We start from the raw sequence: 17,204 nt of genomic DNA, 5'->3' as shown, positions 1-17,204 counted from the left end.
AGAAGCGGCACAAAAAAAGCCCTGATCGAAAGATCGGGGCTTTTTTCATTGGAAGTAACAGTACTGCCAACTCAGGCAATAACGCCAAGCGCTGCATTTGTGGCGAGGGGATTTATCCCCGCTGGGTTGCGAAGCAACCCTAACGCCTGTCGGCTCGGTGTGTCAGGTTGATTGGGTTGAACTCTGTTGGGCTGCTGCGCAGCCAGCGGGGATAAATCCCCTCGCCACAGTTTATGCTCCACTGGAGGTCTTAAAGATCCATCCCCAACTCATGCTTGACCAACCCCAGCAGCTTGTCGGTATCGATCGGCTTGAGCAGAAAGTCCACCACGCTCAAGTGCATCGCTTCGATGGCGTCCTTCACGTCGGCATCGCCTGACACGATGATGATCGGCAGCGCTGCCCGCTCGGACTCGCGCACCAGGCGGACCAGTTCCAGGCCATCGACATTACCCATGCGCAGGTCGGTGATCAACAGACCGATCGACGGCTTGGTTTCCAGCATCTTGAGTGCCGTTTCGCCGCTGGCGGCGGTCATGCAGTGAATTCCGTCCAAGGCCAGGATCTCCGACAACAGCTCACGGGCGTCCTTATCGTCATCAACGATCAAGACACGCTGCGGCGGCAAGTCAGGTTCCAGCATGACGGCATTCAGCGCCTCGCGCTCGTCGTCACTCAAAATATCGTGGTCAGGCATGGTGCTCTCTACGTTCTTTAAATCGATCCCCTGGCACAGTGGTCAGACATCGTTCGGCGGCGCTTCAATGTGCACTTCGTCGGATTTTTTTCCAAGAACATTCAATGAAGATTTTTCTGACGCCTGGCGTAAGACTTTTCCGTGAGTGCGGCCCTTAGGCCGCGACCTAGACTTACGTCCAATGGGCACCCCGCGCTGAGGGGCCGACCATGGCAGAACAGATCCGACCACAACAATTCGAATAAGACTGCGTAATGGCTATGAAAAAAGCGGACGCCTTCATCCAGGCAGGGAAAACCGCGGTGTTGCAAAACATCCAGGGGACGCTGCAGTTTCTCCAGCGCTTTCCGCCGTTCAACCAAATGGAAAATGCCCACCTGGCGTATCTGGTGGAGCAATGCCTGCTGCGTTTCTACGCCCCGGGCGACACCATCATCAAACCGGCCGACGGCCCGGTGGAGCACTTTTACATCGTCAAGCAGGGCCGGGTGGTGGGCGAACGCCCGCATTCGGCCAAGGGTGGCACCGAGACCACCTTCGAGATCACCACCGGCGAATGTTTCCCCCTTGCCGCGCTACTGGGCGAACGGGCCACGCGCACCGAGCACCGGGCCGGCGAAGACACGTTCTGCCTGCAACTGAACAAACTGGCCTTCATCAAGCTCTTCGCCCTGTCCGCCCCGTTTCGCGATTTCGCCCTGCGCGGGGTCAGCAGCCTGCTCGATCAGGTCAACCAACAGGTCCAGCAGAAATCCGCGCAAACCCTGGGCACCCAGTACTCCCTCAATACGCGGCTGGGGGAACTGGCGATGCGCCATCCAGTCAGTTGCAGCCCGGACATGCCGCTGCGCGAAGCCGTGAAAATGATGCACGAGCAGCAGGTCGGCAGCATCGTGGTGGTCAATGAGCAAAAAGCACCAGTGGGGATTTTCACTTTGCGCGACCTGCGCCAGGTGGTGGCCGATGGTTCCGGGGACTTTTCCCAGGCCATCGCAGGACACATGACCCAGGCTCCCTTCTTCCTTTCGCCGGACCACAGCGCCTTCGACGCGGCCATCGCCATGACCGAGCGCCACATCGCCCACGTCTGCCTGGTCAAGGACCAGCGCCTGTGTGGCGTGGTCTCGGAGCGCGATCTGTTTTCCTTGCAGCGCGTCGACCTGGTGCACCTGGCCCGGACCATCCGCAACGCCCCCAGGGTGGAAAACCTCGTGGCCCTGCGCGGCGAGATCGGCCAACTGGTGGAGCGCATGCTGGCCCACGGCGCGTCCTCGACCCAGATCACCCACATCATCACCCTGCTCAACGACCACACCGTGTGCCGCGTCATCGAGCTGACCCTGGCCGACAAAGGCGACCCGGGGGTGCCGTTCAGTTGGCTGTGTTTCGGCAGTGAAGGCCGGCGCGAGCAAACCCTGCACACCGACCAGGACAACGGCATATTGTTCGAAGCCCGGGACGCCGCCCATGCCGCGCAGATCCGCGGCCTGCTGCTGCCCATCGCCCAACAGATCAACCAGAGCCTGGCTCAGTGCGGCTTCACCTTGTGCAAGGGCAACATCATGGCCGGCAACCCCGAGCTGTGCCTGTCCCGCGCCGAATGGGCCCGGCGCTTCGCGTCATTTATTCGCGAAGCGACGCCGGAAAACCTGCTGGGTTCGAGCATCTATTTCGACCTGCGGGTGGTCTGGGGCGATGAGCAAGGTTGCGAGCAGTTGCGCCAGCAGATCCTTGATCAAGTGGCCGACAATCGCTTGTTCCAGCGCATGATGGCCGCGAACGCACTGCGTCATCGCCCGCCGGTGGGACGCTTCAGGGATTTCGTGCTGAGCCGCAAGAATGGCGAAAAGGCGACCCTGGACTTGAAAGTGCAGGGCCTGACGCCCTTCGTCGACGGCGCCCGCCTGCTGGCCCTGGCCAACGGCATCGAAGCCAACAATACCCTGGAACGCCTGCGGCAACTGGTCGTCAAGGAAGTGATCGAACCGCTCGATGGCGCGGCCTATGAAGAGGCCTATCACTTCATCCAGCAGACCCGCATGCAGCAACACCAACTGCAAACCCGCGAGAACCTGCCCTATTCCAACCGCGTCGACCCCGACAGCCTCAACCATCTGGACCGACGCATCCTGCGCGAATCCCTGCGCCAGGCCCAACGCCTGCAAAGCAGCCTAACGCTGAGGTACCAGTTGTGAACCTGTTTTCCTGGCTGCGCCCGGCCCAGCCGACATTGCCCGACGCGCTGCAGCAGCGCCTGGAGCACCTGCCCGCGCCCTCGCCACTGGGCGAAGGCGACCTGCGGGCGCAACGCTGGGTCGTCCTGGACCTGGAAACCACCGGCTTGAACCTGAACAAGGACCAGGTGCTGTCCATCGGCGCGGTGGTCATCGAAGACGGCGCTATCGACTTCAGCCAGCAATTCGAACGTACGTTGCAGTGCAATCAGCAAAAGCTCGGCCCCAGTGTGTTGATCCATGGCCTGGCGCCCAGTGCCATCGCCGCCGGCAGCGACCCGGCGGAGGCACTGCTGGCGTTCATGGCGTTCGTGGGCGACAGCCCACTGCTGGCCTTTCACGCGCCGTTCGACTCCCACATGCTCGGGCGTGCCTTGAAAGATCATCTGGGCTATCGCCTGCAGCATCCGTTCCTCGACGTGGCGGACTTGGCCCCGATGCTTTGTCCACAAGCCAATCTGCGCAAGTCCGGCCTGGACGAGTGGATCGACTGGTTCAAGCTGCAAGTCTTCGACCGCCACAACGCCAGCGCCGACGCCCTGGCCACGGCGGAACTGGCGCTGATCCTGTTCAGCCGCGCCCGCCAGCAACAGATCCACAGCCCGCTTGAGCTGCAACAGCGCCTGGGCCAGTGGAGACGGCGGCAGCAGGCGCCTTCTCTTTGAAAGATGAACACACTCACTGTGGGAGCGAGCTTGCTCGCGATGGCGCACTGTCAGTCGGCATCGAAGTTGACTGACCTGTCGCTATCGCGAGCAAGCTCGCTCCCACACAGAACCCGGCCTCAATTTCCTTACCTGCACCGCCCGACCAGCGCCAATTGCTTTCCCGCCCCCGCCTCTGCCACAATCGCGAACAATTCTCGTTACTTAAAACGTCGGTGATGCTTCGTGTCGTCAGTTCCCAGTCCTCATAGTGATTTGGTTGGTGCGTTGTACCGTGACCATCGCGCTTGGCTATTGGCATGGCTGCGACGCAACGTGGCGTGTGCGCACCGGGCGGAAGACCTGAGCCAGGACACTTTTGTGCGCTTGCTGGGTCGCGAGGACCTGAAGGCGCCCCGCGAACCCCGGGCGTTTCTGGTGGCCATCGCCAAGGGCTTGTTGTTCGATTATTTCCGTCGAGCGGCATTGGAGCAGGCTTACCTCACCGAACTGATGCTGATCCCCGAGGCCGAGCAGCCTTCGGTGGAAGAACAGCAAATCATCCTGGAAGACCTCAAGGCCATCGATCGCCTGCTCGGCAAACTGTCCAGCAAGGCCCGCGCAGCCTTCCTCTATAACCGCCTCGACGGCCTCGGCCACGCCGAAATCGCCGAGCGCCTGGGGGTTTCGGTGCCGCGGGTACGGCAGTACCTGGCCCAGGGCATCCGGCAGTGCTACATCGCCCTGTACGGTGAACCGACATGAGCCAGGCCCATGCCAAACCGGTCTCGGCCAGCGTGCTGGATGCCGCCATTGCCTGGCAGTTGTCCTTGGACGCGAGCAGCGCCCAGGAGCATGAAGCGTTCGCCCGCTGGCATGCCGCCGATGAAGAGCACGCCCGCGCCTGGCGGCAATTGGGCATGCTCGACCAGCGCTTCAGCGTGGCCAATGGGCCGGCGCGGGCGGCGTTGCTGCAATCGCGGGTGAGCATTCGTCGACGGATACGCAAGCTCGGCAGCGGCCTGGCCAGCGTTGTCGCGGTCATCGGCCTGGCGTTGTTTGCCAGTGAACGTTACCTGCCGCTGGATTACTGGCTGGCCGATCAGCGCACCGCGACAGGCGAGCAACGCACCCTGCGCCTGGCCGACGGCACGCTGATCAACCTCAACACCCACAGTGCGCTGGACGTGCGTTTTGATGACAAGCAGCGCCGTATCGTCCTGCAGGAAGGCGAAATCCTGGTGGAAACCGGCCACGACGACCCGCGCCCGTTCATTGTCGAGACCCGCGAAGGCCGCCTGCGCGCGTTGGGCACACGATTCCTGGTCAAGCGCGAAGACGAAGGGACGCGCCTGAGCGTGTTGAAATCCGCCGTGGCGGCGCATCCCCAGGCCACGGACAGCGAACAGATCCTGCGCGAAGGCCAACAAGTGCTGATGCGCCGCGACGGCCTCGGGCCAACCGTTGCCCTGAGCCCCGGCGCCGATGCCTGGACCCGCGGCATGCTGGTGGTGGACAACGCCCGCCTTGAAGACCTGATCCATGAGTTGGGGCGTTACCGGCGCGGCTACCTCGGTGTCGAGCCACAAGTGGCCGACCTGCGCATCACCGGCAGTTTCCCGCTGCACGACACCGACCTGGCGCTGACCGCCCTGCTGCCGACTTTGCCGGTGCAGATCGGATATCACACGAAGTGGTGGGTGGTCGTGGAACCGAGGAGCGGTGCCAAGCCCTGAGGGATGTTGTGTCAGGCAGGCCGCCTTCGCGGGCAAGCCCGCTCCCACAGGGGAATGGCGGCGCCCACAGTATTGTGGACGACCCGGTCAATGTGGGAGCGAGCTTGCTCGCGAAAAGGCCATCCCACACACCACAAAACCCAGGTCGCCCCCAAAACTGAATCTAAATTATTTTCATCCAGCCCTATCACTTTTCAACTTTCATTCGGCACCCAGGCAATTGAGAAATATTTCCATTCAGGAGCCGCCGTATGTCCCGCCCGCTAGACACCCTGTTGCGCCCCAGCCTGTTGGCCGTTGCCATTGCCTTCGCCGTCCCGTTGACCAGCGCCCCGCTGCTGGCCGCCGAACAAGCCACAAGCGTGCGCACCTACAACCTGCCCGCCGCGCCCCTGGCCAGCACCCTGAACCAGATCGCCAGCCAGGCCGGCCTCGCACTGAGCCTGAATCCGTCCCTGGCCTCGGGCAAGACCTCGGCCCCGGTCCAGGGCCAGTTCGACGCCACCGGCGCATTGCGCGAGGCCTTGCGCGGCACCGGCCTGCAACTGGAACAAAGCAGCGCTGGCACCTACAGCCTGGTGGCCGTACCTGAAGGCGTCATGGCCTTGCCGGAAACCAGCGTGATCGGCGCCGGTCTCAGCGAAACCGCGTGGGGCCCGACCGAGGGCTATGTCGCCACCCGCACCGCCGCCGGCACCAAGACCGACACGCCGATCGTCGAACTGCCGCGCTCCGTCTCCGTGGTCACCCGCCAACAGATGGAGGACCGTTCGGTCCTCAACCTCAATGACGCGCTGCGCTACACCGCCGGCGTGCAGAGCAGCGGCTACGGCTCGGATTCGCGCAACGACTGGCTGTTGGTGCGCGGCTTCGTACCGACCCAATTCCTCGATGGCCTGCCGCTGCCCAAGGGCAACTACATCACGCCGAAAATCGAACCCTGGAACCTTGAGCGCATCGCCGTGCTCCGCGGCCCGGCCTCCTCGGTCTACGGCCAGACGCCACCTGGCGGCATGCTGGACATGGTCAGCCGTCGCCCACAGGCCGAAAGCAGCCATGAGGTCGAGTTGCAGGCCGGCAGCTACGAACATAAGCAGATCAACTTCGACAGCACCGGCAAAGTCGATGACGAAGGCCAGTTCCTCTATCGGCTCAGCGGCACCGTGCGCGACAGCAACTCCCAGGTCGATCACATCCCGGACAAGCGCTACAACCTCGCGCCGAGCCTGACCTGGAACATCAACGACGACACGCGCCTGACCTTCCTGTCCCAGTACACCCGCGACGACACCGGCATCACCGGGCAATTCCTGCCGCTCCAAGGCACCAAGCTGTCCTCGCCAGCAGGCAAGATTTCCCACCACAAAAACCTCGGCGATCCGGATTGGGAATTCTACGACCGTACCTACTACGCCCTCGGTTATGCGTTCGAACACCGTCTGAACGACACCTGGCAGTTCCGCCAGAACCTGCGCTACACCAAGAGCGACCTGGAAACCCAGGGCATCTCCGCTGGCGGGCAATTCTGGCCGGCGGGGCCCGAGGAAGCAGTCAGCGCCGATGGCACCATCAAGCGCAGCGCCAGTGTCGTTGACGAAGACATCAGCCAGTTCGCCGTGGACAACAATTTCCAGGCCGACTTCCAGACCGGCGCCCTCAGTCACACCCTGCTGCTGGGCCTGGATCACCAGCGCTCCAACAGCAATTCGCGTTGGCTGTGGGGCTCGACCGGCGTGCCGACCAGCAACATCCACAACCCGATCTACGGACAGGATTTCTCCAACGTCCAGTACTTCACCATGTATGACTACAACCAGAAGACCAACCAGACCGGCCTGTATGTCCAGGACCAGATCGCCCTGGACAACTGGCGCCTGACCCTCGGCGGCCGTGAAGACTGGATTCACACCGGCACCGAATTCCACAACCAGAACAACGTCACCAACACCCAGCGCGACAAGAAATTCAGCGGCAACGCGGCGTTGAGCTACGTCTTCGATAACGGTGTGACGCCCTACATTTCCTTCGCCCAGTCGTTCCAGGCAGCGGCCGGTTCAACCGTCAACAGCACCGAAGCGTTCAAGCCAACAGAAGGCGAGCAGTACGAAGCCGGCATCAAGTATCAACCGCCGGGCACCAAGACCTTGCTGACCGCCGCGGTGTTCGACCTGACCCAGAAAAACAACTCCGTGACCGAAAACAACGTCACCCGCCAAGTGGGTGAAGTCCAGGTGCGCGGCCTGGAACTGGAAGCCTCGGGCGATGTGACCGACAACCTGAAGCTCATCGGTTCCTACACCTACAACGACAGTGAAATCACCAAGGGCACCGCAGCGGAAAAAGGCAAGCGCATGGCCCAGGTACCGCGCAACCAGGCCACCGCCTGGGCGGACTACACCTGGCACAACGGCCCGCTGGATGGCTTCGGTGTCGGTGCCGGTGTGCGCTATGTCGGCGACACCTACGGCAATACCACCAACACCGATTGGGGCCATGTCGGCTCCTATACCGTGTACGACGCGTCGGCCCACTACGATCTCGGGCGTTTGAACAAGACCCTCAAAGGCGTCACGGTGGCGGTGGATGCGAAGAACATCTTCAACAAGGACTACCTGTCCACTTGCGATGGTTTCTATTGCTACTACGGCGACCAACGCAACGTCGTCGCCAGCGTGAATTACAAATGGTAAACGGTTAGCATTTGCAAAACCTTTTGAGGGCACCTGTACCCGAGACCTGCCAGTCAAATGAAATCCCTGTGGGAGCGAGCTTGCTCGCGAAGACGGCGTAACAGTCAACATTGATGTTGTCTGGCACACCGCTTTCGCGAGCAAGCTCGCTCCCACAGGTTTCGCCGCTTGACTGAAGGGGCTCAGGCATCGAGGCCCTCTTGCATTCGGATCGCTCATGAAAAGCAAAACCATCCGCCGCTGGTCCTTCGTACACACCTGGACCAGCCTGATCTGCACGGTGTTCCTGCTGATGCTGGCGATCACCGGGCTGCCGTTGATCTTCCACCATGAAATCGAACACCTGTTGGGCGACGCTCCCGAGTTCCGGGAGATGCCTGCCGACACGCCACACCTGGACCTCCAGCAGTTAGTGGAAAAGGCCAAGGCCCATCGTCCGGGTGAAGTGGTCCAGTATTTTGGCTGGGACGAAGACGAGCCCAACGGCATCTTCACCATCATGGCGCCGACACCGGACACCGAGCCCAATTCCTCCCATACTTTCATGCTCGATGCGCGCACCGGCGAGGCCCTGGAAATGCCCTCGGCCAACGGCGGTTTCATGATGGTCATGCTGCGCCTGCACGTGGATATGTTCGCGGGTTTGCCGGGCAAGTTGCTGCTGGCGTTCATGGGGCTATTGTTCGTGATCGCCATCGTTTCCGGCGTGGTCCTGTACCTGCCCTTCATGCGCCGGTTGAAATTCGCCACGGTGCGCCAGGACAAATCCACGCGCCTGCGCTGGCTGGACCTTCACAACCTGATCGGCGTGGTGACGCTGGTCTGGGCGCTCACCGTGGGCGTCACCGGCGTGATTGCCGCGTGCGCCGACCTGATCATCGCCGCCTGGCGCAACGACAGCCTCAGCGCCATGGTCGAACCCTATCGCAACACCCCGCCGCTGACGCAATTGGCCCCGGCCACCCGCTTGCTCGACATCGCCAAGGAGGTCGCGCCGGGCATGGAGCCCAGCTTCATCGCCTTCCCCGGCACGTTGTTTTCCAGCCAACACCACTACGGCGTGTTCATGAAAGGCAGCACCCACCTGACCTCGCACTTGCTCACGCCGGTGTTGATCGATGCCAGCACCCTGGAGGTCACCGCTGTGGCCGAGCGACCGTGGTACATGGACGTCATGAGCCTGTCTCTACCGTTGCACTTCGGCGACTACGGTGGCCGGCCGATGCAGATCTTCTGGGCCACCCTTGACGTGCTCACCATCATCGTCCTCGGCAGCGGCGTCTACCTGTGGCTGGTGCGGCGCAAGGCGGCCAGGCGTGCAACGGTCGGTACGGAGGTCGCCTCGTGAGGCCACGGCAGTCGAGTTTCTGGAAAGTGTTTGGTATTCCCGTGTTGATTGGCGCACTGAGCGCGGCGGGGTTGTTTTCGGCGTTGCTGGGCGATGGAGCGTGGGATGCAGTGGCCTGGGTCGGCCTGGGGATTCCAACGGCACTGGGAGTCTGGGGATTGCTCAAGCGCGGATAACCCGGCCAGGCATGAAACCTGTGGGAGCGGGCTTGCTCGTGAAGACGGAGTGTCAATCGCAGTGACTTGTCTGACGTACCGCTTTCGCGAGCGAGCTCCCACATGGGAATCGAGTCAGGCTATCCGCCCCCTCGCCAGCCGCCCCGGAACTGTCTAGGCTAAGCCCCTGGCCGTTTATCGAGGATACCCGCATGTCCACCCCCAGCATGACGCTGTTCCACAACCCCGCTTCGCCCTTCGTCCGCAAGGTCCTGGTGCTGTTGCACGAAACCGGCCAGCAGGATCGCGTGGCGTTGCAGCTCAGCCAGCTCACGCCGGTCAAGCCGGACCCTGTACTGATCGATGACAACCCGTTGAGCAAGATCCCGGCCCTGCGCCTGGCCAACGGGACGGTGATCCATGACAGCCGGGTCATTCTCGACTACCTCGATCAGCAGCATGTCGGCAACCCGCTGATCCCTCACGAGGGTGCGGCTCGCTGGCGGCGTTTGACCCTGGCCTCCCTGGCTGATGGAATCATGGATGCGGCGGTGATGATCCGTTACGAAACCGCGCTACGTCCTGTGGAAAAACATTGGGACGAGTGGCTCGATGCGCAACGGGACAAGATTCGCCGGGCCCTGGGCCTGCTCGAAGCCGAGGCGATCGCCGAACTGGCCTGCCATTTCGACGTAGCGTCCATCAGCGTGGCCTGCGCCCTGGGCTATCTGGACCTGCGCCATCCGGACCTGGAATGGCGCAAGTCCAACCCACAATTGGCGGCATGGTTTGCCGAGGTGAGCTTGCGGCCTTCAATGGCAGCGACGGTGCCCAAGGTTTAGTGCTGCACTGGCTGCACCGGCCCCATCGCGAGCAAGCTCGCTCCCACATTGGGTTGCTTCGCCTGGACGACCGGGATCTCCTGTGGGAGCGAGCTTGCTCGCGATAGGGCCACTGCGGTCCAGCGGAAACAACCCGGCAATCAGCACCACCAACATCGCTCCCTCCCGCTGATCCTCACGCAACCCCAACGACCGACTCATTTCACTTCTCCCAGATCGAAGGCCATCGCCGCGGCCGGTTTCGCCCCGACCCCATACCAATCCAGCTTGCGGGTCAGCACCATGAACACGCCCAGCAGGCCGAACAGCAACAGCGACCCCATCAACAACGCATAGTCCTCCGCGCTCAACAGGCCGTAGAGCAAACCATACAAACCCGCCAGCCCTGCCGAAAAACCCAGGCCGTGGCTCACGCTGCGCAACACGTGGCAGACATAAAAACCGATCAGCACGACACAAGCACTGGCCGACACCAGGTACGCCAGGGTGAAGCCGATGTGCTCCGACAGCGACAACAGCAGCAGGTAGAAGAACGCCAGCGCCACGCCCACCAAGGCATACTGGACCGGATGCACCGCCAGGCTCTTGAGCACTTCGAAGAGAAAGAAGCCGGCGAACGTCAGGGCAATGAACAGCAGCGCATATTTGATCGCCCGGTCGCTCTTGAGGTACTGGTCCACCGGGTCGATGAAGCTCACACCGAAGGCCCGGCTGCGGAACGCTTCACAGCCATCGCTCGGCTCACAGGCTTGCAATGTTTCCAGCAGGTTGGTGGAGAAAAACGACGTCTGCCAGTCGGCACTGAAACCCTGCTCATTGATCTCGCGATTGCTGGGCAGATAGTTGCCAATGAAGCTCGGGTGCGGCCAGTCCGCCGACAAGTGCACTTTGGTGGATTTGCCCACCGGCAGAATCTGGAACTCGCCAGTGCCTTGCAGGCGCAGGTCAAAACCGAAGGTCAGCTCGGGGCCGCCCTGGGCGGTGATCATCGGCAGCGGCACATGCACACCCTGCCCCAGCCAGCCAAGCCGCGAACCGGGCAGGAAGTCGACGGTCTGCTGGTTCAGCGTCAGGGTCAGCGCGTTCTCGATGCCACGAATATCGCTGATACCAACGCTCAAATACGGTTCGTCGAAGCGGTAGTCGGCAAAGTCCTTGGCGGCGACACCGTAGCGCTCTGGCACCTTGAAGCGGCCATCGATCCGGTTATCGGCGTGGAACATCCGCGCTTCGTAGATGCCTCGGGCACGGGTTTCGGTGCGGACCTGGCCGTCGAGTTCGAATTGTTCCGGCAAGAAATACAACTCGCCCGTTCGCTCGACGGTTTCCAGGAAACGCACGCCAGTCTTCTCGTTGGTGTTCCAGACCTTCACGCTCTTGCGAAACGGCACCACGATCATCGGCCCGATCAATTGCTGGCTGTAGCTGGAGCTGCGGGCGATGTCCTGCAGCACACCGTCGCGCAATTCCTGGCGCTCATCGATGAGGCCGTTGATCATCAACAGCGGAATCATCAGCAAGAGAATCAAGAGGGCGATCATGCCCAGTTTTATGGCGAGGCTGCGGTTCATGTGGGGCTCTCCCTGTTTGAATGAGGGAAAGTCTGGGGTGGCTGTGTGAGGGGTTTATGGGGGGAATGTGGAGATTGTGTGGAGAACCAGGAGCCTCTGTGGGAGCGAGCTTGCTCGCGATGGCGGTGGGTCAGCGCCAGTTATGCCGACTGGTACCCCGCAATCGCGAGCAAGCTCGCTCCCACAGGAATGGGTGTTTAGTCAGATAGCAACTGCGGTTTCAGGGCAGCCGCAAAACCACCTCCACCCCGCCCTCGACATTGCCAATACTGAACTGCCCCCCATGCAACTGCACCACCTCCTCCACGAAGTTGAGTCCCAGGCCGGTGCTCTTGCGGCCGCTGTCCGGCCGCGGCAGGGAGTAGAAGCGTTCGCTCAGGCGGGGCAGCGCGTAGTCGGGGATCGGCGCAGCCTGGTTGAACAAGCGGATCTCGACGCGGCTCCCATGGCGCTCGGCGCTGACTCGTAGCAGGCCGTCGACGGGGGTGAAGTCCAGGGCGTTTTCCAGCAAATTGCCCAAGGCCTGGCGCAACAGGAACGGCTCTCCCGTCAACGTCAGGTCGGCAGCGATGTGCCGTTCGACCTTCAACTGGCGACTTTCGATCCAGCCGCCGCGCGCTTCCAGCAACTCGTCCATTAACGCCGCCAGCGGTACCGAGACTTCTTCTTCCAACCCCTGGCGCTGCTCGATCTGGGCCAGGTTGAGCAAGCGTTCGATCAACTGCTGCATGCGCGCACTTTCGTTGTCGATGTTACTGACGAAGCGCTGGTGCTGGGCGGCGGGCATGTCGCTTTGCAGCAGCTCGGCGGCGCCACGAATCGCCGCCAGCGGGCTCTTGAGTTCGTGGGTGAGCGTGTGCACGTAACGCTCGACGTACGCCTTGCCTTCGAGTTGGGTGCGCATGTGTTCCACGGCACCCGCCAATTGCCCGAACTCGCCGCCACGATAATGCGGCACTTCCACCCGACGCCCCTGGCTGACCGCCTGGGCGTAGCTCGTCAAACGCCGCAGTGCCGCGCTGAGCCACCACGACAGCAAGCCGCCCAGCAACAAGCCCAGGGCGACCAGGCCGGCGCCATAGGCCAACAGGCGCCGCTCGGTGCGGTCGACATAAGGTTGCAAGGAACTGTTGGGCTTGGCGACGGTGACAACGCCGATGATCCGGCCGTTGTCGCGGATCGGCGCGCCGACGTGCATCACCGAAGACGCCGGATCGTCCGGATCGCTACGGCTCGAGCGGGCGCCGTAGTGGCCGCGCAGGGTCAGGTAGACGTCGTTCCAGCGCGAGTAATCCTGCCCTACCGCCACGCCACTGGAGTCGAGCACCACGATACCGTTGGCATCCGTGACGTAGATGCGATGGCTGACCTGATTCTTCGGCAGGCCCCAGATCGTCGCCGCCGGCTGGCGCTCGCCGTAGGCCTTGAGCAATTGCGGCCAGCGATTCTGGTTGAGGGTGCCGGCCTTGAAATCGTCCCGCAGGATCTCGGCCATCAGGTTGGCGGTGTCCACCAGGGTTTCTTCGGTGGACTGGCGCACGCCGGGGCGGATTTCCTCCATGACCGTGTTGAGCACGAAATAGCCGGTCAGGGCGATAAACAGCACATACACCAGGAAAATCCGGATCCCCAGCGACATCAGCTGTGCCCCGGGCTGTAGCTGTAACCCAGGCCTCGATGTGTCTGGATCGGTTCGGCCTCGGCCCGGACCAGGCGCAACTTGGCGCGCACGCTCTTGATGTGGCTGTCGATGCTGCGCTCGTAGCCGGCATCGCTGGCAACGCCCAAGGCATCGAGCAATTGTTCGCGACTGAAGACCCGCTCGGGTTGCTCCAACAGACAGTTCAGCAGACGAAATTCGTGGCGCGTGAGGTTCAGCGGTTTGCCGCGATAGTTGATCTGCACCCGGTCGCTGTCCACCTGGAACAACGCTGTGCTGGAGTCCGCCGCCGGTCGCGGCGCTACGCGCTTGAGGATCGCCCGGACCCGGGCCGCCACCTCGCGGGGACTGAAGGGTTTGACCACATAATCGTCGGCACCGATTTCCAGACCCACCACCCGATCGATCTCGCCATCCCGGGCCGTCAGAAAGATGACCGGAACGTCGCTGAAACGTCTGAGATTTTTACACGTCTCGAATCCGCTGATATCCGGCAGACCCACATCGAGGATGATCAGGTCGGCCGGGGTGTTCTTCTGGTAATCGAGGGCGGCGGCGCCAAGGCTCAGCCACGTGGTGTCGAACCCCTCCCCTTGCAGGGCAAACACCAACGTATCGGCGATGGCGGCTTCGTCTTCGACAATCAGGATATGAGGCATGGCTTGCGAGCCCGGCTGTAAAGTTGCCGGAACGGTGCCCCAAGCCTCGCATCACGTCAATCGGGGAAATCAGCAGTCGGGTTTATCCGCCGTATAACGCCGGGCCGGGTTCACCGCCGCGCCGAACTCACGCAACGCCTTGGCGCCGATCAGCAACGGGTAGTTGAAACTGCTGCGGTCGGTCAGGTTGACTTCCACGGTGCGCTTGACGTTGCCCAGGCACATTTCCAGCTCCACCACCGGGCGCTTGCTGGGGGCGATCTTTTCGTCGTCGTCTTCATCTTCTTCGGAGCGGGTCTTGATCTTGCTGATGCGCGCGACCTTGTGTTCATAGATCTTGTTGCTCGCATCCTTGGTCGCCAGGCGAAAGCGCACCCAGTCATCGCCGTCACGGGTGAAGGTCTCGATGTCCTTGGCCGACAACGAGGCCGTCAACGCACCGGTGTCCATCTTGGCCTTGAGTACTTCACCGCCGATTTCCGGCAGCGCAATGTATTCGTAGCGCCCGTACAGGGTCGGCTCAGCGGCCAGCACTGGGAGGGCCACCAGGGTAAGCAGGGCGAGAAGGGATTTCATGGAATAAGGCTTCCTGTATGGGTGGGCTTTTAGACAGTGGCAAAGGGATTCGTTCTGCGTACTTCAAGATCGATAGCCGAGAACAACCAGCCCGGCGCGGCCCCTGTGGCGAGGGGATTTATCCCCGTTCGAGTGCGAAGCGCTCGCCATGGTGCTGAATCGCTGTACAGAATCCGGGCCGCCGCGCAGCCCGACGGGGATAAATCCCCTCGCCACAGAAGCAAACCCAGCATACCGATCAAAAGGTGAAACATTCGTCCACACCGATTTGGCCTACCGCCCGAAGCTTGCTTATCATGGCCCGCCCACCCGTTCGCAAGAGTCATCTATGCGCCGCCTGCTCACCGGCTGTTTCGTCACCCTGCTGCTGTTGCTCAACACCCTGGTGCTGTTCGGGCCGCTGATGGTGTTCGCACTGCTCAAACTGGTCCTGCCCGGGCGCTTTCGCGACTACGCCTCGTGGGCGGTGATGTGGATCGCCGAGACCTGGGCCGAGATCGACAAACTGATCTTTGCCCTGTGCATCCCTACCCGCTGGGACATTCGCGGCGGTGCGGACCTGCGCAGCGATACCTCTTACCTGGTGATCAGCAATCACCAGTCCTGGGTGGACATCCCCGCCCTCGTCCAGACCCTCAACCGGCGCACGCCGTTCTTCAAGTTCTTCCTCAAGAAGGAACTGATCTGGGTACCGTTCCTGGGGCTGGCCTGGTGGGCCTTGGATTACCCTTTCATGAAACGCTACACCAAGGCGTTCCTGGCGAAGAACCCGGAGCTGGCCGGCAAGGATCTGGAAATCACCAAGGCCGCCTGCGAGCTGTTCAAGCGGCAACCGGTCACCGTGGTCAACTACCTCGAAGGCACCCGCTTCACCACCACCAAAAGCCAACAACAGCAATCGCCCTTCACCCATCTGCTCAAACCCAAGGCCGGTGGCGTGGCGTTCGTGCTGGCGGCCATGGGTGAACAACTGGATGCGGTACTGGACGTGACGGTGGTGTACCCGCAAGAGAAGATTCCCGGGTTCTGGGACTTGATCAGCGGCGCGGTGCCCAGGGTCATCGTCGACATCCAGACCCGCGAACTGGACCCGGCGTTGTGGCAGGGCGATTACGAAAACGATCCGGTGTTTCGCCAGCACGTGCAGGATTGGGTCAACCAGCTATGGACTGAAAAGGATCGGCGCATCGCGGCCTTGCGTCGCGAAGGGCAGCAGGGTTCCTAACAGTTCTGATAGTAGGCAGCGGCGGGGAAACCTACGATGCTGAGGGTCCGGATTTTTGGACCTTGCACGGAGCCCGGTGTATGCCTGCCGCCCCTCATGAAACCGTGTTGTGCCGCTATCGCTACGACCCACTGGATCGCCTGATCGATTGTGCGCCCGCTGTCGAGGCCCGCACCCAGCGCTTTTATTGCAAGAGCCGGCTGGCGACCGAGATACAGGGGGCGGTGCAACGCAGCGTATTCCAGCATGACGACCAACTGTTAGCGCAACTTCGGCGTGAGAATGCAAAGGTCGACACCACCCTACTGGCGACCGATCACCAGCGCTCAGTCCTGAACGCCCTCGACGCCCCCCGCCTCCATCCCCTCGCCTACACGCCCTACGGCCATCGCCCGGCGGAGAACGGCTTGCTCAGTTTGCTTGGGTTCAATGGGGAACGGCCTGATCCAGTGACGGGACATTATTTGTTGGGGAATGGGTATCGGGCGTTCAATACGGTTTTGATGCGGTTTAATAGTCCGGATAGTTGGAGTCCGTTTGGGGAAGGGGGACTGAACACATACGCGTACTGTAAAGCAGATCCAATAAACCGGACGGACCCAACAGGACACATATTTACTAGACTGACCCGTTTTTTCAAAAATTTTTTTGCGAATTCTCCAGCAAAAAAAATGCGCTTAACTGACTTGGATCCAAATAGCTTTCAAGAAATATCGAAATATTTATCAAGCAGCGACATGAACAGCTTAAGACTAGTTTCCAAAGAAACAAAAGAAATGACAGATCAAGCTTCAAATAGCAATTTTAAAATTTACTTGAATAAAAACATTTACAATCGTCGCGGAACCGCTGAAACCCCACTGGACAAAGTAATTGAAGTCGGCTTAGGTCGTAAACCTGGCATCAGTAGCTCTGAAGCCAGCAAAACAATAAGTTTAAATATGGCTCAAAATCTCTTCCCTACTCACGCAACACCCGGCTATTCCTATAGGCCAACGAGCCTTATAACAGGTGAGACCTTAAACTTTAAAAGTGCTTATAAATCCCGAATAAACCGTCGCCACTCTTATACCCTTGCCGATGAACTGGAAAAACTGCCTTCACATAAAGAAGTGATATTCGAGACAGAGCATGTAATTATTATCATTCGTCGAGGAAGCCTCTGAC

General features: G+C 61.2%; 15 protein-coding genes. 10 read left to right on the top strand and 5 right to left on the bottom strand.

The window, feature by feature from the left end; genetic code table 11:
* Positions 1 to 250 precede the first annotated feature (250 nt).
* Positions 251 to 697 (bottom strand): response regulator, encoded by a 447-nt coding sequence (locus tag BM317_RS11805; RefSeq protein WP_092169530.1) that lies wholly within the window; start codon positions 695 to 697, stop codon positions 251 to 253.
* Positions 698 to 957: 260 nt separating this feature from the next.
* Between BM317_RS11805 and BM317_RS11800 the strand changes: the two genes are divergently transcribed.
* The 8 genes from BM317_RS11800 to BM317_RS11765 all read left to right on the top strand — a co-directional run bounded on the left by BM317_RS11800 (position 958) and on the right by BM317_RS11765 (position 10,346).
* The gene (locus BM317_RS11800; protein ID WP_305883212.1) at positions 958 to 2,892 is read left to right on the top strand and encodes a putative nucleotidyltransferase substrate binding domain-containing protein; all 1,935 of its coding nucleotides are present in this window, start codon (positions 958 to 960) and stop codon (positions 2,890 to 2,892) included.
* Complete coding sequence (locus BM317_RS11795) at positions 2,889 to 3,596, top strand: 3'-5' exonuclease (RefSeq protein WP_092169521.1); 708 nt, start codon at positions 2,889 to 2,891, stop codon at positions 3,594 to 3,596. Before BM317_RS11800 ends, BM317_RS11795 begins: the two co-directional genes overlap by 4 nt.
* 225 nt (positions 3,597 to 3,821) lie before the next feature.
* A complete protein-coding gene (locus tag BM317_RS11790; RefSeq protein ID WP_072405804.1) occupies positions 3,822 to 4,340 on the top strand; it encodes an RNA polymerase sigma factor in 519 nt (172 codons plus the stop codon).
* Entirely contained in the window at positions 4,337 to 5,311 is a 975-nt protein-coding gene (locus tag BM317_RS11785) for a FecR domain-containing protein (RefSeq protein WP_092169516.1), read from the top strand. The genes BM317_RS11790 and BM317_RS11785 overlap by 4 nt, the downstream gene beginning before the upstream one ends.
* 251 nt (positions 5,312 to 5,562) lie before the next feature.
* Positions 5,563 to 8,001: a TonB-dependent siderophore receptor gene (locus tag BM317_RS11780; RefSeq protein ID WP_092169512.1), complete on the top strand. Its 2,439-nt coding sequence runs from the start codon at positions 5,563 to 5,565 to the stop codon at positions 7,999 to 8,001.
* 217 nt (positions 8,002 to 8,218) lie between these two features.
* The gene (locus tag BM317_RS11775) at positions 8,219 to 9,349 is read left to right on the top strand and encodes a PepSY-associated TM helix domain-containing protein (RefSeq protein WP_092169507.1); all 1,131 of its coding nucleotides are present in this window, start codon (positions 8,219 to 8,221) and stop codon (positions 9,347 to 9,349) included.
* Positions 9,346 to 9,525, top strand: a complete 180-nt coding sequence (locus tag BM317_RS11770; protein WP_092169502.1) for a hypothetical protein — start codon at positions 9,346 to 9,348, stop codon at positions 9,523 to 9,525. Before BM317_RS11775 ends, BM317_RS11770 begins: the two co-directional genes overlap by 4 nt.
* A 191-nt stretch (positions 9,526 to 9,716) precedes the next feature.
* A complete protein-coding gene (locus BM317_RS11765) occupies positions 9,717 to 10,346 on the top strand; it encodes a glutathione S-transferase (protein WP_092474372.1) in 630 nt (209 codons plus the stop codon).
* A 197-nt stretch (positions 10,347 to 10,543) separates the two neighbouring features.
* Here BM317_RS11765 and creD read toward each other — a convergent pair whose 3' ends face one another.
* The 4 genes from creD to BM317_RS11745 all read right to left on the bottom strand — a co-directional run bounded on the left by creD (position 10,544) and on the right by BM317_RS11745 (position 14,812).
* Positions 10,544 to 11,917 (bottom strand): cell envelope integrity protein CreD, encoded by a 1,374-nt coding sequence (gene creD, locus BM317_RS11760; protein WP_092169493.1) that lies wholly within the window; start codon positions 11,915 to 11,917, stop codon positions 10,544 to 10,546.
* Positions 11,918 to 12,137: 220 nt separating this feature from the next.
* A complete protein-coding gene (creC, locus tag BM317_RS11755) occupies positions 12,138 to 13,556 on the bottom strand; it encodes a two-component system sensor histidine kinase CreC (RefSeq protein WP_092474370.1) in 1,419 nt (472 codons plus the stop codon).
* Positions 13,556 to 14,236 carry a two-component system response regulator CreB gene (creB, locus tag BM317_RS11750; RefSeq protein WP_092474368.1) on the bottom strand — a complete coding sequence of 227 codons (681 nt, stop codon included), beginning with the start codon at positions 14,234 to 14,236 and terminating at the stop codon, positions 13,556 to 13,558. Before creB ends, creC begins: the two co-directional genes overlap by 1 nt.
* A gap of 69 nt (positions 14,237 to 14,305) precedes the next feature.
* Positions 14,306 to 14,812, bottom strand: a complete 507-nt coding sequence (locus tag BM317_RS11745; RefSeq protein ID WP_072405814.1) for a retropepsin-like aspartic peptidase RloA2 — start codon at positions 14,810 to 14,812, stop codon at positions 14,306 to 14,308.
* Between the two features lie 328 nt (positions 14,813 to 15,140).
* On the opposite strand from BM317_RS11745, the gene BM317_RS11740 reads away from it, so the two are divergent.
* Positions 15,141 to 16,037 (top strand): acyltransferase, encoded by an 897-nt coding sequence (locus tag BM317_RS11740; protein ID WP_092169478.1) that lies wholly within the window; start codon positions 15,141 to 15,143, stop codon positions 16,035 to 16,037.
* 80 nt (positions 16,038 to 16,117) lie between these two features.
* A complete protein-coding gene (locus BM317_RS31105) occupies positions 16,118 to 17,203 on the top strand; it encodes an RHS repeat-associated core domain-containing protein (protein ID WP_256574128.1) in 1,086 nt (361 codons plus the stop codon).
* The last annotated feature ends 1 nt before the right edge of the window (position 17,204 follow it).

Source organism: Pseudomonas sp. NFACC24-1 (genome assembly GCF_900115235.1).
Taxonomy (GTDB): Bacteria; Pseudomonadota; Gammaproteobacteria; order Pseudomonadales; family Pseudomonadaceae; genus Aquipseudomonas; species Aquipseudomonas fluorescens_AA.
The sequence above is the reverse complement of the archived record's forward strand: the minus strand, read 5'-3'. Positions and strand labels throughout refer to the sequence as shown.